Here is a 20,472-nt window from a genome sequence, read left to right on the forward strand (position 1 = left end):
GCGCAGTCAGGGCGGCGGCCGCGGCGCTCTGACGGTGCTGGCCATGGGCGCCGCCCTGGTGGCGTCCGCCAGCTACCTGGGTACCGCCTTCGGCGAATTGCTGAGCACGCGCGCCCTGGCGCAGATGGGCAGCTTCCTGGCCGATTTTCTCAAGCCGGACTTCTCGGTTACCCAGCTATCGGCCGTGGCCCACGGCGCGGTGGAGACCCTGGCCATGTCGGCCCTGGGCACCCTGCTCGCCGGGCTGCTCGGCATCCTGCTGGCGCTGCCGGCGGCCGGTCGCCTGGGCCTGGGCGCCTTGGCGCTGGCGCGGCTGCTGCTCAATGCCCTGCGCGCCGTGCCGGAACTGGTCTGGGCGGCGCTGATGGTGCTAGCCGCCGGCCTGGGACCCAACGCCGGGACCCTGGCCCTGGCCCTGCATACCGCCGGGGTACTCGGCCGGCTGTTCGCCGAAGCCCTGGAAAACACCCCCAAGGCGCCCGCCGAGGCCATTCGCCTGGCCGGCAGTGGCGCGCTGGCGGCCTTTCTCTACGGCACCCTGCCGGCGGTCTGGCCACAGTTGCTGGCCTACGTGCTCTATCGCTGGGAAAACAACATCCGCATGGCCAGCATCCTCGGCTTCGTCGGCGCCGGCGGCCTGGGGCAGCAGCTGTACTTCAGCCTGAGCCTGTTCCAGCAGGCCCAGGCCGCCACCGTGATCCTCGGCATGCTGGTGCTGGTGCTGGGCGTGGATGGGCTGAGCAATTGGGCCCGGCAGCGCTGGGTCGTTCGTTAGAGCCTATTCAAAGGCTGCTACGCGTCGGCCAAACTGCGTTAAAAATGCCTTCGGAATGCTCATTTATCCTATATAAACTCCGCTTCCTCAGTCATTTTCGCGGGGCCGCCTAGGCCTTGTTTGCCTCTAGCTCGCGAGCCTTTGAACAGACTCTTAACGAATCTCTGGCAGCAGCAGCGCTGGCAACTGCGCCAGAAAGGCGGCTTCGTCGTCGAGCTGACGCAGATCCAGCCAGAGCGCATCGGCATCGATGCGCCCCACCACCGGAATGGGTAGCTGGCGCAGGCCCTCTTCCAATTGCCGCAGGGCGCGCCCACGCAGGCGCTTGCTGACCTGGGGGCGACAGCACAGCGCCGCCCCGGGCAGCCGTGCCACCGGCTGGGCGCCACTGCCGATCATGCCCAGCGCCGGCTCCACGCTGACCGCATAGGTCGCGCCCAGCACGGCGGCGAAGGCCGGCAGCAGCCGCTCGGCCTGGGCGGTGATGGCCTCGGCCGGGCGGGATAGCAGGCGCAGGCTGGGCAACCGTTCGGCCAGTCGATCCGGATCGCGATAGAGCGCGAGGGTCGCTTCCAGGGCGGCCAGGGTCAGCTTGTCGACCCGCAACGCCCGCTTGAGCGGATTCTTCTTGATGCGCTCGATGAGGTCACGGCGACCGACGATGAGGCCGCACTGGGGGCCGCCGAGCAGCTTGTCGCCACTGAAGGTCACCAGGTCCGCGCCATCGCGCAGCACCTGCTGAACCGTGGGTTCGGCGGGCAGCCCCCAACGGGTCAGGTCCACCAGGGTGCCGCTGCCGAGGTCTTCCAGCAGGGGGACGTTATGGGCGCGGGCAATGGCGGCCAGCTCCGCCGTGGCCACGCTGGCGGTAAAGCCCTGGACGCTGTAGTTGCTGGTGTGCACCCGCATCAGCAGCGCGGTACGCGGGCCGATGGCGGCTTCGTAGTCGCGGGCATGGGTGCGGTTGGTGGTGCCCACCTCCACCAGCTTGACCCCGGCGCGGGCCATGATGTCGGGGATGCGGAAGGCACCGCCGATCTCGATCAGCTCGCCGCGGGACAGCACCCCTTCCTTGCGGGCCCCTATGGCATGCAGGGCCAGCAGGACCGCCGCGGCGTTGTTGTTGACAACGGTCACAGCCTCGGCGCCGGTGAGTTCGCGCACCAGGTCGGCAACCAGGTCGTCGCGATCGCCGCGCTTGCCGGTGGCCAGGTCGAATTCCAGATTCATCGGCTGACGCGCGGCCTCGGTCACCGCGGCGATCGCCTCTTCCGCCAGCAGCGCCCGTCCCAGGTTGGTGTGCAGCACCGTGCCGGTGAGATTGAACACCCGCCGCACCCGCGGCTGGCTGTGCAACGCCAGGCGCTCGCCCAGGCGACCGGCCAGCACGCCTTCCTCCACCTCCACGGCGGTCAGGGTGCCGGCTCTCAGGGCGTCGCGCAGATCGTCCAGCAGCGAACGATAACCGCCAAGGACCAGCTCGCGACCGTGGCGCTCCTCCAGCGGACGCGAAGCGGGATGGCGCAGCAGGCGGTCGATGGACGGCAGGCGAATGGCGGTCATGGGAGCCTCTTGGATCGATTCGACCCCCAGTGTAGCCCGAACCCGCGGCGGGTCGACCAGGGCGCGCCGCGCTACCGCAGACCTGGCCCGTCCCGGCGTGGGGTGGCCCGAACCCGGACCCGGGGCGTCCGAAAATGACCCCCGGGTTCCCGGTTTGCCGCGTGCCAGAGCCCGTCCTAGGATGGTTTTCGCGGGCTTTTCCCTGGCGCCTATCGTGGTCCTGGCGTGGAAGGCCCTGGCCACCGCGTCCACCTCACGACAATAACAAGGGTGCCGTCATGTCCAAGAAAACCTCCCCCTGGGCCAGCGATGGCCTGCTCGACAACAGCGACATCGTCAGCCTCGGCAACTTTACCTACCTGCACACGCTGAAGAGCGCCGCGGTCACGCCGCTGGCGCAGACCAGTTCGGCCAGCACCCCCACAGTCAGCGAATTCCTCAACGGCGCCATCAGCGAGTACGTGCTGGGTGGCACGCCCGACGGCATGCGGCCGTTCCTGGTCGATGGCCAGCAGCTGACGCTGCACAACTCGCTCAACGGCGCGACGGCCCACACCTGGATCACCGCCGAGAACCAGGTGCTCATCAGCTATGCCGGCACGACCAGAGGCGAGAATCTGCTGATCGATCCCCTGTCCACCGCCGGTGGCCTGCTGAGCGATCTGCAGATCCTCGGCCAGCAGGTCTCCAGCGCCCAGCGCCAGTCGCTGGACTTCGCCCACCAGGTGATCGAGGCGGCGGCCAAGCAGGGCTATGGCACCCAGGACATCTTCGTCACCGGCCACTCCCTGGGCGGCATCTCGGCGGCCTACGTCGCCCAGCAGACCGGTCTTGGCGGCATCAGCTTCGAGGCCTCGGGCATTCCCCGCGATGCGCACGCGGCGGGTCACGGAGGCAACTTCGTCAATGTGGTCACCCTCGGCGATCCGGTGGCCAACTACAGCTCCGACATCCGCGGCGAGCAGCCCTTCGCGCCCAGCTTCGTCAGCCAGGCCGAGGGCGGCGGCAGCCTGCCGCACTATGGTTCGCTGTTCCTGATCGGCGCCCAGGCCGACCAGCACGACCTGACCCAGGCGGCAGCCAAGGTCGGCCACCTGTTCAGCGGCGACAACGGTGGCCAGGTCAATCCGCTGGGGGCCGCCCTGCATCCAGTCAGCGTGGCCGCCGGGATCGCCGAAGCGGCGCGCCTGATCGCCGAATTCCATCTGCCGGCCGCCGAATACACCAACCTCGGGGTGACCCCTACCGGGGGTTTTCTCGACACCCTACCCGCGCAGATCGGTACGGCCCATGGCCCGGTGCTGATGGTCGGCAACTACAGCGTGGCGGAGTTGCAGGCCTTCGCCGAGACCCACGCGACCTTCGGCTGAGAGCCGCTTATAAAACTACTGCGCGTCCGCCATACAGGCACGTGCGGTGCTCGGAATCCTCATGTACTACTCTCGTACACTCCGGTTCCTGCGCGCCGCACACACCTGTCTGACAACCGCTCGCGACGTTTTATAACCGACTCACGCCTTCGCGCGGCGGTCTTCTTTCGCCGCCGCGGGAGAACTCCCCCCTGCCGTTCGGGTCTGCCCTCCTATCGCCCGGGATCCAGAAGGTCCCGCCCGCCTTAGTCCAGGAGAGCACCATGACCGCAGAGGGTCCCCAGCGCATGACCGATGAAGAAGCCCAGGAATTCGCCACCGAGGTGTTCAACCTCGCGCGCACCGGCAATGCCGAGGTGCTGGCCCTGGTGCTGGAGAAGGGGCTGACGCCCAATCTGCGCAACCACAAGGGCGACAGCCTGCTGATGCTGGCCAGCTACCACGGTCACCTGGAGGCCAGTCGCGTCCTGCTGGAGCACCGGGCCGATCCGAATCTGGCCAACGACATGGGCCAGTCGCCGCTGGCCGGGGCGGCCTTCAAGAACAACCTGCCGATGGCCGAACTGCTGCTGGAGCACGGCGCCGCCGTGGAGGGCGCCATGCCCGACGGTAAGACCGCGCTGATGATGGCGGCCATGTTCAATCATGTGCAGATGGTGGAACTGCTGGTCGCCCGCGGCGCCGACCCCAAGGCCCGGGACGCCGCCGGCAACACGGCGCTGAGCGTGGCCCGCGCCATGGGCGCCAAGGATACCCCCGCCGTGCTGGAGCGACTGGGCGGCGTCTGATAAGAGCCTATTCGAAGGCTCGCGAGCTAGAGACAAACAAGGCCTAGGCGGCCCCGCGAAAATGCCTGAGGAAGCGGATCGGACTCGCGCTCGACCGGGCTCGCGCGCGAGTTTACGAGTGGTAAATGAGCATTGCGACGGGGCCGCCCAGGCGGGGCTGGCCTTCCAGGGCATTTTCAACGCCGTTTGGCCGACGCGCAGCAGGCTTTGAACAGGCTCTTAGCGCTTCTGGTAGCGATAGAACAGGTTGGGCTCGCTGACCACATAGAGGTTGCCGGCCGTATCCAGGGTGACGCCTTCGGGCTGGCGGATGCGTCGTGACAGGCCGCCGAAGGGCGCCACCAGGGAACGGGTATCCAGGGTATGGCCCTGGTCGTCGAGTTCGATCAGCACCCGCGACTCGTCGCTGAGCAGCAGCAGGTGGCCGGTGCGGCGGTCGACATGGACCGCGGACAGGTCGCCGGTGCTGGGCGCCTGGTCCAGCCAGGCCTGGCGATCGATGATGCGCAGGGCGAAGTCGCCGTCGAAGCTCCTGAGCAGGCCACGGATTTCATAGAGCTTGCGCGGCGAGTGCTCCTTGACCACGAACAGGCGATCGCGGGCGGCATCGTAGTCCAGGCCCTCGAAGCCCTGGTTGGCGCGGGGGAAGAGATCCAGGGTCAGGCTGCGGTAGTCCTTGCGCCTGAGTACGTCGTCTCCTTCGGGGATACCTACCAGGGTCAGGGCGTTGGCGCCCTCTTCCGCCAGCAGCAGGCGGTCGTTGCCCAGATAGGTCACGCCTTCGACGTCGTCGAAGCCTTCCAGGCGATGGCGTTGCAGCAGCTCGCCGTCCCGGCTCAGCGCCAGCAATTCCGGCGGATTGTTGACCACCGCCCAGAGCCGATCCCGCTCCGGGTCATAGCTGAGGTCGGACAGATTCTCGGTGACGCCGGCCACCGGCCTGGCTTCCACCGCCACCCGGTAGCGACCGAGTTCCAGGGAGGTTCGGGGTTCGCTCTGCCACTGCTGGCCGAGCCAGAACAGCAATTGACTGTCCAGATGGCTGCTGCGCAGACCCTGGGTCACCCCCAATGCCAGCAGCAGCGCCAGGGCCAGCAGCCAGCCGGCCCGTCCGATCCTGATCCGTCGTACCCACGCCGTCATCGCCTTGCCCCGTCATTGTTGTACGGGGCGGAGTATCCGGGGCTGTCTTTATGGTTGTATGACAGTCCTAGCGCCGAGGCTGAACGGGGTTGCCCTCCCAGCGCGAGCGACCCGGCAGGGTTTCGCCCTTCATCACCAGCGACAGCGGACCCAGCTCCACGTCGTCGCCGACGCGGGCGCCATAGAGCACCACGCTGCGCGGCCCCAGGTTGACCCCGGCTCCCAGCTCGACTTCGCCCACCTTCATCACCCGGTCTTCGAACAGGTGGGTCTGGGGCCCGGCCAATGCATTGAGTTCGCCATGGTCACCGAGGCGCACGCAGTCGAATTCGGTGAGGTCGGTGGTATCCAGGTAGGTGCCGCGCCCCAGGCGGGCGCCGAGCAGGCGCAGCGCCAGCGGCAGCCAGGGCGTACCGCGCAGGGTGCCGAGCAGATTGGGCACCGCCAGGGTTTCGTAGAGGCTGGTGATGGCTTCGCTGCGCCAGACGAAAAAGGTCCACATGGGCGCCGAGCGCGGGCGATAACGACCGACCACCAGCCACTTGAGCCCCAGCACCACCCCGAAGCTGGCAAGGGCGAAGGCGCTGCCGGCCAGCAGGGTCTCGCCGAGCAGTGGCAGCCAGGCGCCGGCCTGCCACAGCGGCACCAGGGCTTCGGCGATGGCGCAGCCGGCGGCGACGGTGAAGCCGGTGGGCAGCACGATGCGCAGGGCCTCGATCAGGCCACGCGCCACCCGGCGCCAGGGTGCCGGGCGGAAGGTCAGGCTTTCCGGGTAGCCGGTCAGGGTCTCCCGCGCCGGCAGCCGGACCGCCGGCGAGCCGAGCCAGGTTTCGCCCTGGCGCAGGGGCACGCCTTCGTCGAGCCGACCCAGGACACCGATCAGGGCGTCTTCGGGGAGGTGGCAGCCGTCGGCGACATAGGCACCGTTGCCGACGAAACTGCGGCGGGCGATGGAGGTGCGCCTGAGGGTCATCCAGCCCTGGGCGACCTGTTCGTCCCCGAGCATCACGGCATCGGCGATAAAGGTCTCGGCGCCCAGTTCCAGCAGCGAGGAGACCGGGCCCTGGGCGGTGGAAATCTCCGCATCACGGCCGACCCGGGCACCCAGCAGGCGATACCAGAGCGCCGAATAGACCGTGGCATAGAGGCCTTGCAGACTCTGCAGCGCCGACTCCTGGATCAGGTTGGCCAGCCACTTGCGCCAGTAGAAGAGGCTGTCGATCGACCACTGGCCTTCTTCCAGCCGCGGCAGGATCAACCGCCGTGCCAGGGCGCAGCCAAGCAGGGTCAGGGCGACGCTGACCACGCCCAGCGGCAGGGCCAGTACGCCGTATTGCAGGGCATCGAGCAGCAGCGAAGAGGTGTGCCACCAGGGCAGTCCACCGAAGCTTTCCAGTTCGTCGATCAGCAGCGCCAGGGGAAACAGCGGCATGAAGAACAGCACCGAGACCACCAGGCCACTGACGGCATAGAGTCCCTTCAGCACGGCGCGCTGGGCACGGGATACCGGGGCCGGCGGCAGGACGCGGGCACCGGCGGCGCCCTGGTCATGGGCCGGCGCACCGCCCCAGTTGCGTCCGGCCGGGATGCGCTGGCCGCTGCGCAGGGCGGATTGGGCCTGCAGGCGCGCACCGTCACCGAGGGCGGTGTCGCCTTCGAGGATGGCATAGGAGCCGACCTGGGCCTCGCGACCCAGGGTCACGGCGCCGAGCAGCAGTTCACCGCGCAGCACCCGGGCGTTTTCGAAGTTGACGCCGTTGCCCAGGCTGGCGCCCTGCCCCAGGGTCAGCAACTCGGGGACGCGCAGGGTCAGGGTGCCGACGAAGGCCTCGGCGCCGACCTGGGCGCCCAGCAGCCGTAGCCAGCCACGGGCCAGGGGCGAACCATTGAGCAGGTAGGCCGGCGCCAGGGCGAGGAAGCGCTCACCCAGCCACCAGCGGTAGTAGGTCAGGCCCCACAGCGGATAGCGACCGGGCTGCAGGCGACCGGTGAGGCGCTTGCCCAGCAGGGCCACGGCGAATTCCAGGCCGATGGCCAGGACGAACAGACTCAGGGCGGTCAGCATGGCCAGGGGCAGCGCGGTACCGGAATGGATCAGCAGCGGAAAGGCCAGGAAGGGTGCCAGCCAGCGGCCCAGGCGCAGGGTCAGGAGCGGCGGCAGGGCCACCGCCTGGGCCAGGCCACAGCGCCAGCGTCGCCAGCGGCTGGGCGGCGCCCAGGCCTCGGTGATCGTCGCCGTGCCCGCCTCGGCGGCATCCGCCTCCAGGGCCTCGGCAATGGCGCCCAGGGTGCGGCCGGCATAGACCGCCTTGACCGTGGCGCTGGCATAGCGCGGGTCCTGGCGCAGGCGCGAGACCAGGCGAGCGGCAAACAGCGAGTGCCCGCCCAGGTCGTCGAAGAAATCCATCTCGGCGTGCAGGGGCTGACCGGGAAACAGCTCGGCGGTGGCCGCCAGCAGCGCACCCAGGGCGCCACTGGCCGGAGTGACCGGCGCCACCACGGCAATGGCTAGGGGCCGGGCTCGCAGTTGCTTGCGGTCGATCTTGCCGGAGTTCAGCCGCGGCATCTCGCCGAGCCACTCGAAGCGGCTGGGCACCATGTACAGCGGCAGGCAGCCGGCCAGCTCGGTCCGCAGCAGGTCGCTGCGCGGCAGCGGACCGCCATCGCCGACCAGGAAGGCCACCAGTTGCTCCACGCCGCCCTCTTCGCGCAGCACCACGGCCACGGTACCGACGCCGGGTTGCCGCGCCAGGGTGGCTTCGATCTCGCCCAGCTCGACCCGATAGCCGCGGATCTTGACCTGGTCGTCGACGCGGCCCAGGCAGTGCACCTGGCCGTGTTCGTCGACCCGTGCCAGATCGCCGGTGCGATAGAGCTTGAGGTCGTGGCTGCCGGTGCTCCAGGGATTGGGCAGGAATTTCTCGGCGGTCAGTTCCGGCCGCCCGAGGTAGCCATCGGCCACGCCCGGACCGGTGATGCAGAGTTCGCCCACCTGATCGCGCGGCAGCAGCGCCAGCGGCTGGCTGGCATCGGCGTGCACCACCAGCAGGCTGTAGTTGGGCAGCGGCCGGCCAATGGTCACCGGCTCGCCCGGTTGCAGGTGCGCCAGACTCGCCGAGACAGTGGCCTCGCTCGGGCCATAGGTATTGAACAGCCGCCGCTGCGGCCGACTCCAGCGCGCCACCAGGGGTTCGGGGCACATCTCGCCGCCGAGGTTGATCAGGCGCAGGCTGGGGACGTCTTCCGGCAACAGCGCCAGCAGGGTCGGTACCACGTGCAGCACGCTGATGCGATTGGCGGTCAGGGCGCGGGCCAGGGCCTCGGGGTCGGCGGTGATCTCGCGCGGTGCCAGCCAGAGGGTGGCGCCCACCAGGTAGCTGATCCAGATCTCTTCGAAGGACATGTCGAAGGCCACCGAGAAACCCTGATAGACCCGATCGCCGGCCTCTATGCCGAGCAGCGAATTCTCGCTACGCAGGAAGTGGCAGATGCTGTCCTGACGAATGCCGATGCCCTTGGGCTTGCCGGTGGAGCCGGAGGTGTAGATCAGGTAGGCCAGGTGGTCCGGGGAGACCTGGCCACGCCGGCGCAGGGTCTCGCCCTGAGCCAAGGCGACGCCCAGCTCGTCGGGGGTCCAGCAGCCAAGCCCGGGACGCGCCAGCAGATCGGCGAAGGGCGCCCCGGTGATCACGCCCACCGCCTGGGCATCCTCCAGGCACAGGGCCACGCGATCGGCCGGGGTTTCGGCATCGCAGGGCAGCCAGGCGGCGCCGGTCTTGGCGATGGCCAACTGCATCACCAGCAGCTCGATACCGCGCGGCAGCCAGAGGCCGACCACGCGGCCAGGCCCGGCGCCAGCCGCCAGCAGCCGCGACGCGGCGCGATCGGCCCAGGCGTTCAGTTCACCATAGCTCAGGCTGCGCTCGCCTTCGAGCAGGGCGGGCCGCTCCGGCGCCCGCGCCGCGGTGGCCTCGAACAGATCGGCGAGGACTTCATCGCGGCACAGATCGGGGCGGATGGGGCCTTCGACCAGACTGAGGGAGAGTTCGGCAAGCGCTTCCATGGGGACAGCCTCTGGGTGTTTGGCGCAGTGTGTAGCTCCCGGGTTACGCGCTCCTTAAGGGGCGCTTAGGGTTTGCTTAAGGCTGGCGGGCCCTCGCGCCGCAGACGCCGGAACAGCTCTGAACTGCGCCTGTCATTGATTCTCCACTGATCGGCGATGGACGGCGGTTCGCTGGCGAGGCCAAAAAAAACGCCTCCCGAGGGAGGCGTTTTCAATTACCGCATGGCGATCAGCGCAGATCGAAACGATCCAGTTCCATCACCTTGGTCCAGACCTTGACGAAGTCCTTGACGAACTTCTCCAGGGCGTCGGCACTGCCGTAGACCTCGCTCAGCGCCCGCAGCTGGGCGTGGGAGCCGAACACCAGATCGACCCGGGTACCGGTCCACTTCACCGCACCGGTCTGGCGATCGCGACCTTCGAACGTGGCCTTGTCCGGACCGGTGGCCTTCCATTCGGTGGCCATGTCCAGCAGGTTGACGAAGAAGTCGTTGGTCAGGGTCTGCGGCCGCTGGGTGAAGACGCCGTGCTTGGCGCCGCCTACGTTGATGTCCAGCACGCGCAGGCCGCCCAGCAGCACCGTCAACTCGGGCGCGGTCAGGTTCAGCAGGTGCGCCTTGTCCACCAGCAGGAATTCCGGCTTGACCTTGAATTCCCCGCCCACATAGTTGCGGAAGCCATCGGCCCAGGGCTCCAGATGCCCGAAGGAATGCACATCGGTCTGCTCCTGGGAGGCATCCACGCGACCTGGGGTGAAGGGCACGCTGATCGAGTGACCCGCCGCCTGGGCGGCCTTTTCCACCCCGACGCTACCAGCCAGCACGATCAGGTCGGCGATGGAGACCTGCCTGCCCTGGCCCTCGCTTTGAAAAGCGTGCTGGATGCCTTCCAGCACCCCCAGCACCTTGGCCAGTTGCGCCGGCTGGTTGACCTCCCAGTCCTTTTGCGGCGCCAGGCGCAGACGGCCGCCATTGGCCCCGCCGCGCTTGTCGGAACCACGGAAGGTGGAGGCAGCCGCCCAGGCGGTGCCGACCAGTTCGGACACGCTCAGGCCGGACGCGGCCAGTTTGTCCTTGAGCACCTTGACCTCGGCCTCGCCCAGGGGCGCGCCTGCGGCCTTGGGCAGCGGGTCTTGCCACAGCAGTTCTTCGGCCGGGGTTTCCGGGCCGAGGTAGCGGGCCAGGGGGCCCATGTCCCTGTGGGTCAGCTTGAACCAGGCACGGGCGAAGGCATCGGCCAGCTGGTCCGGATTTTCCAGGAAGCGGCGGGAGATCTTCTCGTAGGCCGGATCGAAGCGCAGTGCCAGGTCCGAGGTGAGCATGGTCGGCTGGTGACGCTTGCTGGAATCGTGGGCATCGGGCACGGCATTGGCACCGGCGCCGTCCTTCGGTCGCCACTGGTGGGCGCCGGCCGGACTCTTGAACAGCTCCCACTCGAACTTGAACATGTTCTCGAAGTACTCGTTGCTCCAGCGGGTGGGCGTGGAGGTCCAGGTCACTTCGAGGCCGCTGGTGATGGTGTCGGCGCCCTTGCCGGTGCCATAGCTGTTGTGCCAGCCGAGGCCCTGCTGTTCGAGGTCGGCCGCTTCCGGCTCGGCACCGACGCTGGTGGCGGGCCCGGCGCCATGGGTCTTGCCGAAGGCGTGGCCGCCGGCGATGAGGGCGACGGTTTCCTCATCGTTCATGGCCATGCGGCCAAAGGTTTCGCGGATGTCGTGGGCCGAGGCCACCGGATCGGGATTGCCGTCCGGGCCTTCGGGGTTCACGTAGATCAGGCCCATCTGCACCGCGCCCAGAGGATTTTCCAGGGTGCGCTGCGGATTGTCGTTGCGACTGTGCTCCACCGGATGCTGCTCGGGCTGGGCGGTCAGCACACCGTCACCGGGCTGCTCCATCTTCTTGTGGGCGCCGTAGCGGACGTCGCCACCCAGCCAGACGGTTTCCGAACCCCAGAACACCGCATCGTCCGGTTCCCAGACGTCCTGGCGCCCGCCGGAGAAGCCGAAGGTCTTGAAGCCCATGGATTCCAGGGCGACGTTGCCGGTGAGGACGATGAGGTCGGCCCAGGAGATCTTGCGGCCGTACTTCTGCTTGACCGGCCAGATCAGCCGGCGCGCCTTGTCCAGGCTGACGTTGTCCGGCCAGCTGTTGAGCGGCGCGAAGCGCTGCTGACCCTGACCGGCGCCGCCACGGCCATCACCGACGCGATAGGTGCCGGCGCTGTGCCAGGCCATGCGCACGAACAGCGGGCCGTAGTGGCCGAAGTCGGCCGGCCACCAGTCCTGGGAATCGGTCATCACGGCGCGCAGGTCGGCCTTTACCGCTTCGAGGTCCAGGCTCTTGAATTCGGTGGCGTAGTCGAACTCCTCGCCCATGGGATCGGAGAGCGAGGAATGCTGGTGCAGGAAGTTGAGATTGAGCTGATTCGGCCACCAATCCTTGTTGGTGGTACCACCGCCGGCGGCGTGATTGAACGGGCACTTGGATTCGGTCGACATCTTCTTGGCTACCTCAGGGTCTTGTTCATCCGGTTGTCAGCCGCGACAGCAGCACGGCCTGCAGAAGGCGTGGTTCCGGTCGCGTCGGCCTAGGGGCTCGACAGGCGCCGAAGCCGGCGTCGAGCCGGCTCCGGGTAGAGCCCCACCATGGGCGAAGCGGACGTTGCGGTCATTGTTATCCCCTCATCAGATGGGCACACCGACGAATCGGCGCAATCTCCATACTAGACGGCTTCGCTGCCCGGCGTGATAGAAGGTTTTGTGCCCCGCGATAGACTGGCTCTGCAAGATGACCCGGAGGTGACAAGGCATCCTCGAGCGACTCTTGGCGCGATAAGCAACGTTGGCGACCGCTTCGCCGAGGTTCGCGCGGCTTGGCTTCACGAAGCGCAACCGGGGAGCGCGCGCCTAAAGAGGCCCGGGCGGAGCAGACCGCCCTAGGCGGAAACAGAGGCAGCGACCGCCCTGCCCCGGGCGGTCGCCCTGCCCGGTCTAGCCCGGGGCGAACAGCAGATTGGGCGCGTGGCGCTCGTAACCCTCTTCTGCCAGGCGCACGTCCAGCGCCAGGCTGGCGAGATCGGCGGACAGGGGTTCGCTGCGGGCGTCATGGTCGCGATAGAGGTGCTTGAGGTAGGTCTTGCAGTGGGCACAGGTCTCGGCGCGCAACGGGGCCTTCTGGGCGTTGGCGTCGTCGGTGCTCAGGGAGTAGTAGCCCAGGCCCTTGCCAGTCTCGCAGTGGCTGCACTTGACCCGCACGAAGTGCCACTCGCAGGCGCACAGCGAGCAGGTGAGATACCGTAGGCCATTGGCCTTGCCCAGGTGATGGATGATGCCGGCCATGGGCGGCGCACCGCAGCAGGGGCAGGACGTCTGGCTACCCTGTTCGCGCAGGGCGGTGAAGTCACTGCGCTGCAGCCAGTGGGTCCAGGCCACCTGCAGGGCGGCGCCGAGAAAGGGCACCACGCCAGCGGGCACCAGCTCGTAGCTGCCGGCCAGCAGGGCGATGGCCCAGGCCTTGCGCTGGCCGGCATCGGCCTGGCGCAACTCGTCCAGGGCGGCCCGCACCGGCGCCTGGGCGAGCGTGAGGGTCTCCAGCAGGGCATCCAGCGCGGGCAACCAGTCGCCTTCGCGGACCAGGGTGTCGTAACCCAGGGGTGGCAGACCATGCTGCAGACTCTGGGCGCTGCGCGCCTCGTCCAGCGGCAGGGGGGCGAGGCGGTCGAAGACCCCTTGCTGGGCTTCGCAAAGCTCGGCCATCAGCAGCAGGTAGTCACTCAGCGCATTGCCGGCGGCCAGCAGGCGCAGGCGGTCGGCGCGATAGCCGAACAGCTCGCCACCGGGCAGCAGGATGAAATCGGGATTGACGGCCGCGGCTTCGATTTCGCCGGGCTCGAGGATCTGGCCCGCCATGGCAGGGCTCCTTAGCAGAACGGTGGAAGATAGAGGATTCAGGATAGCGGGCGGGTCGGGAGGTTGGGCTCCGCTGCCCTCACCCCACCCCCTCTCCCGGAGGGAGAGGGGGTCAGATCGGTGCGCGGGAGAAAGCCCGCGCCCCTCATCCGTAGGTTGGGTTGAGCGCAGCGAAGCCCAACAGCAGAGACACCTCACTTCTTCTCGCGGGTGACCTTCTCGTACCACAGCGAGTGGTGCTTCTTGGCCCAGGCCCGGCTCACCCAGCCGGTCATCATCGCGGTCACCGAACCCTTGATCCAGATCCCGGCATAGATGTGCACGATGATCGACAGCACCAGCACGAAGGCGGCGACGGCATGGGCCAGGGCGCCCAGGCGGATCACCGGGATGGGGAACAGGTGGGCGAAGTACTGCCGCCAGATGACCACGCCGCTGACCAGCAGGACCAGCATGCAGGCCAGCAGTACCCAGAACAGGATCTTCTGCCCGGGGTTGTACTTGTCGATCGGCGGCAGCTTCTCCTCGCGGTTGTTCAGCACGTCGTTGATCTGCTTGAGCCACTGGGCGTCTTCGCGACCGATCTTGTTGTGCCGCCAGAAGCGGATCACCAGGAAGGCGAAGAACACGAACATCGCCACGCCCATGAAGGGATGCAGGATGCGCGTCCAGGTGCCGCCGCCGAACAGGTTCGACAGGGGAAACAGCGCCGGGTGGAACAGCGCCAGCCCCGACAGCCCGGCCATGAAGAACAGGATCGCCACGATCCAGTGGTTGGTCCGCTCGTTGGCGTTGTAACGCTGGATTTCAGGTTTCATCTCGATCTCCCAGGACGCCCCCGGCCAAACCGGGGGCGTGCCCCTGCTAGGGCTGCTTGTCGTGCGGATCGAAGATCTGCACGGACGGACTCAGCTGCTTGACCTCGCCCCTGGGCGCATCGCCCTCGTGACGGGGCGGCGCCTCGACCACTTCGTCGTCGTCATCGGTCCGGTTGGGGCCGACACGCACGTAGTGGAAGAAACCGGCCAGCACCGCCGCGCCCATGGCGAACAGCGCCAGGGGTTTGGTGAAGCCCTTCCACAGGCCCACGGTGGGGCTGATGGTGGGATCCTTGGGCAGGTGGTTGTACAGCTGCGGCTGGTCGGCATGGTGCAGCACGTACATGACGTGGGTGCCCCCTACCCCAACCGGGTCGTACAGGCCGGCATTCTCGTAGCCGCGGCTCTTGAGATCGACGATGCGCTCGGCGGCGTGCTCCTTCATGGCGTCCTTGGTGCCGAACACGATGGCGCCGGTCGGGCAGGTCTTCACGCAGGCCGGCTCCAGGCCGACCCCGACCCGGTCCGAACACAGGGAGCACTTGTAGGCCTTGTTGTCCTTCTTCGAGATCCGCGGGATGTCGAAGGGGCAACCGGCGATGCAGTAGCCGCAACCGATGCAGTGGTCCTGGTTGAAGTCGACGATGCCGTTGGCGTACTTGACGATGGCCCCCGGACTCGGACAGGCCTTCAGGCAACCCGGCTCGGCGCAGTGCATGCAGCCGTCCTTGCGGATCAGCCACTCCAGCTTGCCGGCCTCGTCCTCGTGCTCGGTGAAACGCATCAGCGTCCAGGAGTCCGCGGTGAGGTCCGCCGGGTTGTCGTAGGTGCCGTGGGTGTGGCCCACCTCGTCGCGCAACTCGTTCCATTCCGAACAGGCGACCTGGCAGGCCTTGCAGCCGATGCACTTGGACACATCGATCAGCTTGGCCACTTCCGCCTGGGTGCGCACCGACGTATAGGTCGTGGTGGTCGCGGAGCGGGCGTAGATATCTTGGCTGGCCATCACGCTTTCTCCACGTTGACGAGGAACGACTTGAACTCGGGCGTCTGGGTATTCCCGTCACCCACGAAGGGGGTCAGGGTGTTGGCCAGGTAACCCATCCGCGCCACACCGGAGAAACCCCAGTGGATGGGGATGCCGACGTGGTGCACCGTCTCGCCGTTGACCTGCAGCGGACGGATCCGCTTGGTCACTACCGCCTTGCAGACGATGTGGCCGCGCTTGGAGGTGACGCGCACGAGATCACCCGCGGCGATGCCCTTCTGCTTGGCCAGCACCTCGCCGATCTCGACGAACTGCTCCGGCTGGATGATGGCGTTGAGGCGGCAGTGCTTGCTCCAGTAGTGGAAGTGCTCGGTCAGGCGGTAGGTGGTGGCCGCATAGGGGAAGTCCTTGCGATCGCCGAAGTCCGCCCAGTCGTCCTTGAGCACCCGCGCCGCCGGGCTGTTGAGCGCCTTGCGGTTGTTGGGATGCAGCGGGTTGACGCCGATGGGCGTCTCGAACGGCTCGTAATGCTCCGGGAAGGGCCCTTCGGCCATCTTGTCCAGGGCGAAGAAGCGCGCCACCCCTTCGGGGTTCATGATGAAGGGACTCATGCCGTCGGCCGGCTTGGCGTCGATCTTGTAGTCGGGCACGTCGGTGCCGCCCCACTTCTGCGCCTTGTCGTTCCACCACACCAGCTTCTTGCTCGGGTCCCAGGGCTTGCCGCTGAGATCCGAGGAGGCGCGGTTGTAGAGGATGCGTCTGTTGTTCGGCCACGACCAGGCCCAGCCCAGGGTCTGCCCCATGTGGAACGGATCGCTGTTGTCGCGCCGCGCCATCTGGTTGCCCTGCTCGGTCCAGGCGCCGCAGAAGATCCAGCAACCCGACGCCGTGCTGCCGTCGTCCATCAACTGGCCGAAGCCGGCGAGCTGCTGACCGGCCTTGGCCGAGACCGCGCCCTTGGCGTCCAGCACATCGGTGACGGCGTAGCCGTTGAACTCCTTGGCGAGTTCTTCCGGCGCCGGCTCCTCGGGCTTGGCGTAGGGCCAGGACAGCCCCAGGATCGGATCGGGGAAGGCCCCGCCTTCCTTCGCATAGGCCTCGCGCAGCTTGAGGAACAGTTCGGACATGATGGCGATGTCGCTACGCCCTTCCCCGGGTGCCTCGGCGCCCTTGAAGTGCCACTGCAGCCAGCGGCTGGAGTTGACCAGGGAGCCGTCTTCCTCGGCGAAGCAGGTGGTGGGCAGGCGGAACACCTCGGTCTGGATTTCCGCGGTGTTCACATCATTGTGATCGCCGTGGTTGCGCCAGAACTCGGAGGTCTCGGTGGCTAGCGGGTCCATGATCACCAGCCACTTGAGCTTGGACAGCCCGCGCATCACCTTGGCCTTGTTGGGGAAGGCGGCGATGGGGTTGAAGCCCTGGCAGACATAGCCGTTGACCTGGCCCTTGCCCATCATGTCGAAGTAGCGCAGGACGTCATAGCCGGCACCGGTGACGTCGACCTTGGGCAACCAGTGGTAGCACCAGTCGTTGTCCTTGGTGGCCTTGTCGCCGTACCAGGCCTTCATCAGGCTGACGTGGAACTTGCCGTAGTTCTGCCAGTAGCTCATCTGTCCCGGGCGCAGCGGCTTGCTGGCGCGGCGGGCAATGAAGGCGTTGTAATCCTGCTCGCCGTCGCCACCGATGGTCAGGTAGCCGGGCAGCTGGATCGACAGCAGGCCCAGGTCGGTGAGGCCCTGGATGTTGGAGTGGCCGCGCAGGGCGTTCATGCCGCCACCCGGCAGGCCGATGTTGCCCAGCAGCAACTGCACCATGGCGCCGCAGCGGATGATCTGCGCCCCGATGGAGTGCTGGGTCCAGCCCAGGGCATAGAGGATGGTCATGACGCGACCGGGCGCCGAGGTCTCGGCGATTTCGGCCCAGACCTTCTGGATCGCGTCGGGCGGCGTGCCGCAGGTCTGGCTGGCCACTTCCAGGGTGTAGCGGCTGTAGTGCTGCTTCATCAGCTGGAAGACGCAGCGCGGATCCTGCAGGGTCGGATCGATCTTGACGAAGCCGTCGTCGCCGATCTGATAGCCCCAGTTCACCTTGTCGGTGTAGGTCCGTTTCTCGGCGTCGTAGCCGTTGTACAGGCCGTCCTCGAAGGTAAAGCCTTCCTTCACCAGGAAGCCGGCGTCGGTGTAGTTGCGGACGTACTCCTGCTGGATCTTGTCGTGGGTGATCAGGTAATTGATCAGCCCGCCGAGGAAGGCGATGTCGCTGCCGGTGCGGATCGGCGCATAGTAATCCGCCACCGAGGCGGAACGGGTGAAACGCGGATCGACCACGATCAGCCGGGCGTTGTTGTGCGCCTTGGCCTCGGTGACCCATTTGAAGCCGCACGGATGGGCTTCAGCGGCATTGCCGCCCATGATGAGGACGAGATTGGCGTTCTTGATGTCGCTCCAATGATTCGTCATCGCACCACGGCCAAACGTCGGGGCAAGACCTGCCACCGTCGGGCCGTGTCAAACGCGCGCCTGGTTGTCGAAGGCCAGCAGGCCCAGACTCCGTGCGATCTTGTGCGTCAGATAACCGGTTTCATTGGAGGACGCCGAGGCGGCCAGGAAGCCCGTGGTCAACCAGCGATTGACCGTCTGGCCCTTGTCGTTGGTGGCGATGAAGTTGGCGTCGCGGTCTTCCTTCATCAGGGTGGCGATGCGCCCGAGCGCCTCGTCCCAGCTGATGCGGGTCCACTCGTTGCTGCCGGGCTTGCGGACTTCAGGGTACTTGAGGCGATTGGGGCTGTGGATGAAATCCAGCAGGCCGGCGCCCTTCGGGCAAAGGGTGCCGCGATTGACCGGATGGTCGGCGTCGCCCTCGATGTGAATGATGTTCTGGGCCACGTTCTTGGCCCGGTCGCCCATGCTGTACATGATCAGGCCGCAGCCGACCGAGCAGTAGGGACAGGTGTTACGGGTTTCCACGGTGTGCGCCAGTTTGAAATGGCGCACCTGGTCGGCAAAGGCGGCTGTGGGAGCCATGCCTAACGCCGCCAGGCTGGATCCCGCAAGGCCGACTCCAGCGACCTTGAAGAATTGCCGACGGTTCATATCCACGATTCTTATCCTCGTTCAGGCTGGGTCCGGTGCGTAGCCGAACCCTGCACAGAGAGTAACCCAACCGCCTGGCTTATCGAGCGCTCAGCTGTTGTCGCCGATCAATGGAAGTCGGCCTTCCGTCCCCTGAGCCGCCGTGGCCTGACGCATGGCCTGGGATCCAGCACTAACGGGTACCCTGCCGTTGGCAGCGGATCAGCGCCGGCCAGCCGCCACTCGGTGAGCGGGTGCGCAAGGCCAGGGCCCGGCGAAAGGTATCCAGTAGAGCGGTCCGGCGATCCCGGCGACTCGGCAGCCCGGGAAAGTCATGCTAAGCTCGCTAACTTTCCTCGCGCTGCCTGCGGACCCCTCACCATGTCCAAGCACCTGCCGACGCCGCCATAGCGCCACCCCTCCCCTGGTACTGCCGCTGCGGCCTGTACCCGAGTCCTGCTGCCCTGTCGTCTCTCCGCGATCGCGCCCCGCCGTGCGGTCGCCCGTTCTGGATACGCCATGAAAAGTGTCTCTCCCCGCGCCGACCTCCTGGCCGGTCTCACCACGTCCTTCGCGCTGGTGCCCGAGTGCATCGCCTTCGCCCTGGTCGCCCACCTCAATCCGCTGATGGGTCTCTATGGCGCCTTCTTCATCTGTACCCTCACGGCCCTCTTCGGTGGCCGCCCCGGCATGGTCTCCGGCGCCGCCGGCTCCATGGCGGTGGTCATCATCGCCCTGGTGGTACAGCACGGTGTGCAGTACCTGCTGGCCACGGTGGTGCTCGGCGGCCTGCTGATGATCGGCTTCGGCCTGCTGCGCCTGGGCAAGCTGATCCGCATGGTGCCGCATCCGGTCATGCTGGGGTTCGTCAACGGCCTGGCCATCGTCATCGCCCTGGCCCAGCTGGAACACTTCAAGCAGGGCGAGACCTGGCGCAGCGGCACGCCGCTGTACCTGATGATCGGTCTGACCGCCGTGACCATGGCCATCATCTGGCTCTTGCCGCGGCTGACCCGCGCCGTGCCGCCGGCCCTGGCCGCCATCCTCGGCGTGGGGCTGGCGGTGCATTTCCTCGACCTGCCCACCCGCACCCTGGGTGACATGGCCCATATCGCCGGTGGCCTGCCGCAACTGGCGCTGCCCGACATCCCCTGGAATCTGGAAACGCTGCAGATCATCCTGCCCTATGCAGTGCTGATGGCCCTGGTCGGCCTGCTGGAGACCCTGCTGACGCTGAATCTCACCGACGAGATCACCGAGAGCCGCGGCCTGCCCAATCGCGAGTGCGTGGCCCTCGGCGCGGCCAACATGGCCTCGGGGCTGTTCGGCGGCATGGGCGGTTGCGCCATGATCGGCCAGACCATGATCAACCTGAGTTCGGGTGGCCGCGGCCGGCTGTCGGGGGTGGTCGCCGGCATGCTGATGTTGCTGTTCGTGCTGTTTCTCTCGCCACTGATCGAGCGCATTCCGCTCGCGGCACTGGTCGGTACCATGTTCGTGGTCGCCCAGCAGACCTTCGCCTGGGCCTCGCTGCGGGTGCTGCACCGGGTGCCGCGCAGCGACATGCTGATGATCATTGCCGTCACCGTGATCACCGTCTTCGCCGACCTCGCCACCGCGGTGCTCTGCGGCATCGTCCTGGCCGCGCTCAACTTCGCCTGGCAGCACGCCCGCCGGCTCTATGCCGACAGCCACCTGGAAGCCGACGGCAGCAAGAGGTACCAGGTACACGGCACCCTGTTCTTCGCTTCCACCGCCACCTTCTTGAACCAGTTCGATCCGGCCGGCGACCCCGCCAGGGTCGTGGTGGACTGCCGCCACCTGAGTTTCGTCGACTACTCCGCCGTGGCCGCGCTGCGCACCCTGCACGAACGCTATGCCAAGGCCGGCAAGCGGGTGCGGGTGCTGCACCTGTCCCAGCGCTGCAAGCAGTTGCTGCGCCGCGGCGGCATGACGGACGAGCTCGCCCTCGACGATTGAACCCGC

At 67.3% G+C, this 20,472-nt stretch carries 12 protein-coding genes and 1 other RNA gene; 5 read left to right on the forward strand and 8 right to left on the reverse strand.

The features are described from left to right. Positions 1 to 43 precede the first annotated feature (43 nt). A complete protein-coding gene (gene phnE, locus PVZ77_RS18500; protein ID WP_273808052.1) occupies positions 44 to 775 on the forward strand; it encodes a phosphonate ABC transporter, permease protein PhnE in 732 nt (243 codons plus the stop codon). A gap of 153 nt (positions 776 to 928) precedes the next feature. Here phnE and selA read toward each other — a convergent pair whose 3' ends face one another. Then, positions 929 to 2,338 carry an L-seryl-tRNA(Sec) selenium transferase gene (gene selA, locus PVZ77_RS18505; RefSeq protein WP_273807995.1) on the reverse strand — a complete coding sequence of 470 codons (1,410 nt, stop codon included), beginning with the start codon at positions 2,336 to 2,338 and terminating at the stop codon, positions 929 to 931. A gap of 278 nt (positions 2,339 to 2,616) precedes the next feature. Between selA and PVZ77_RS18510 the strand changes: the two genes are divergently transcribed. The 3 genes from PVZ77_RS18510 to PVZ77_RS18520 all read left to right on the forward strand — a co-directional run bounded on the left by PVZ77_RS18510 (position 2,617) and on the right by PVZ77_RS18520 (position 4,496). Beyond that, entirely contained in the window at positions 2,617 to 3,708 is a 1,092-nt protein-coding gene (locus PVZ77_RS18510; protein ID WP_187980119.1) for a lipase, read from the forward strand. Positions 3,709 to 3,769: 61 nt separating this feature from the next. Continuing rightward, positions 3,770 to 3,846, forward strand: a non-coding RNA gene (locus PVZ77_RS18515) — sX9 sRNA. Positions 3,847 to 3,971: 125 nt separating this feature from the next. Next, a complete protein-coding gene (locus PVZ77_RS18520; RefSeq protein ID WP_273807996.1) occupies positions 3,972 to 4,496 on the forward strand; it encodes an ankyrin repeat domain-containing protein in 525 nt (174 codons plus the stop codon). A 219-nt stretch (positions 4,497 to 4,715) separates the two neighbouring features. Here the strand turns inward: PVZ77_RS18520 and PVZ77_RS18525 are convergent, their stop codons facing one another. From PVZ77_RS18525 to fdnG, 7 genes are all read right to left on the reverse strand, one after another. Beyond that, the gene (locus PVZ77_RS18525; RefSeq protein ID WP_273807997.1) at positions 4,716 to 5,639 is read right to left on the reverse strand and encodes an SdiA-regulated domain-containing protein; all 924 of its coding nucleotides are present in this window, start codon (positions 5,637 to 5,639) and stop codon (positions 4,716 to 4,718) included. A gap of 67 nt (positions 5,640 to 5,706) precedes the next feature. Continuing rightward, complete coding sequence (locus PVZ77_RS18530; protein ID WP_273807999.1) at positions 5,707 to 9,702, reverse strand: Pls/PosA family non-ribosomal peptide synthetase; 3,996 nt, start codon at positions 9,700 to 9,702, stop codon at positions 5,707 to 5,709. A gap of 229 nt (positions 9,703 to 9,931) precedes the next feature. Continuing rightward, positions 9,932 to 12,199, reverse strand: a complete 2,268-nt coding sequence (katG, locus tag PVZ77_RS18535; RefSeq protein WP_273808000.1) for a catalase/peroxidase HPI — start codon at positions 12,197 to 12,199, stop codon at positions 9,932 to 9,934. 492 nt (positions 12,200 to 12,691) lie between these two features. Next, on the reverse strand, positions 12,692 to 13,609 hold the full coding sequence (gene fdhE, locus PVZ77_RS18540) for a formate dehydrogenase accessory protein FdhE (protein ID WP_273808001.1): 918 nt from the start codon (positions 13,607 to 13,609) through the stop codon (positions 12,692 to 12,694). A 194-nt stretch (positions 13,610 to 13,803) separates the two neighbouring features. Further along, positions 13,804 to 14,427 carry a formate dehydrogenase subunit gamma gene (locus PVZ77_RS18545; protein WP_132831718.1) on the reverse strand — a complete coding sequence of 208 codons (624 nt, stop codon included), beginning with the start codon at positions 14,425 to 14,427 and terminating at the stop codon, positions 13,804 to 13,806. A 46-nt stretch (positions 14,428 to 14,473) separates the two neighbouring features. Next, the gene (gene fdxH / locus PVZ77_RS18550; RefSeq protein ID WP_273808003.1) at positions 14,474 to 15,433 is read right to left on the reverse strand and encodes a formate dehydrogenase subunit beta; all 960 of its coding nucleotides are present in this window, start codon (positions 15,431 to 15,433) and stop codon (positions 14,474 to 14,476) included. Then, the gene (gene fdnG, locus PVZ77_RS18555; RefSeq protein ID WP_273808004.1) at positions 15,433 to 18,513 is read right to left on the reverse strand and encodes a formate dehydrogenase-N subunit alpha; all 3,081 of its coding nucleotides are present in this window, start codon (positions 18,511 to 18,513) and stop codon (positions 15,433 to 15,435) included. Before fdnG ends, fdxH begins: the two co-directional genes overlap by 1 nt. A 492-nt stretch (positions 18,514 to 19,005) precedes the next feature. Between fdnG and PVZ77_RS18560 the strand changes: the two genes are divergently transcribed. Continuing rightward, entirely contained in the window at positions 19,006 to 20,466 is a 1,461-nt protein-coding gene (locus PVZ77_RS18560; protein ID WP_273808005.1) for a SulP family inorganic anion transporter, read from the forward strand. Positions 20,467 to 20,472 lie beyond the last annotated feature (6 nt).

Origin of the sequence: Pseudomonas sp. SHLD1 (assembly GCF_028640935.1) — a bacterium.
GTDB lineage: Bacteria > Pseudomonadota > Gammaproteobacteria > Pseudomonadales > Pseudomonadaceae > Chryseomonas > Chryseomonas aestiva.

Excerpts from the sequence above, each read along its gene's own strand:
- katG (WP_273808000.1), bottom strand. The coding sequence starts at position 12,199 with ATGTCGACCGAATCCAAGTGCCCGTTCAATCACGCCGCCGGCGGTGGT.
- PVZ77_RS18520 (WP_273807996.1), top strand. The coding sequence starts at position 3,972 with ATGACCGCAGAGGGTCCCCAGCGCATGACCGATGAAGAAGCCCAGGAA.
- fdxH (WP_273808003.1), bottom strand. The coding sequence starts at position 15,433 with ATGGCCAGCCAAGATATCTACGCCCGCTCCGCGACCACCACGACCTAT.
- fdhE (WP_273808001.1), bottom strand. The coding sequence starts at position 13,609 with ATGGCGGGCCAGATCCTCGAGCCCGGCGAAATCGAAGCCGCGGCCGTC.
- PVZ77_RS18530 (WP_273807999.1), bottom strand. The coding sequence starts at position 9,702 with ATGGAAGCGCTTGCCGAACTCTCCCTCAGTCTGGTCGAAGGCCCCATC.
- selA (WP_273807995.1), bottom strand. The coding sequence starts at position 2,338 with ATGACCGCCATTCGCCTGCCGTCCATCGACCGCCTGCTGCGCCATCCC.
- PVZ77_RS18525 (WP_273807997.1), bottom strand. The coding sequence starts at position 5,639 with ATGACGGCGTGGGTACGACGGATCAGGATCGGACGGGCCGGCTGGCTG.
- PVZ77_RS18545 (WP_132831718.1), bottom strand. The coding sequence starts at position 14,427 with ATGAAACCTGAAATCCAGCGTTACAACGCCAACGAGCGGACCAACCAC.
- PVZ77_RS18560 (WP_273808005.1), top strand. The coding sequence starts at position 19,006 with ATGAAAAGTGTCTCTCCCCGCGCCGACCTCCTGGCCGGTCTCACCACG.
- phnE (WP_273808052.1), top strand. The coding sequence starts at position 44 with ATGGGCGCCGCCCTGGTGGCGTCCGCCAGCTACCTGGGTACCGCCTTC.
- PVZ77_RS18510 (WP_187980119.1), top strand. The coding sequence starts at position 2,617 with ATGTCCAAGAAAACCTCCCCCTGGGCCAGCGATGGCCTGCTCGACAAC.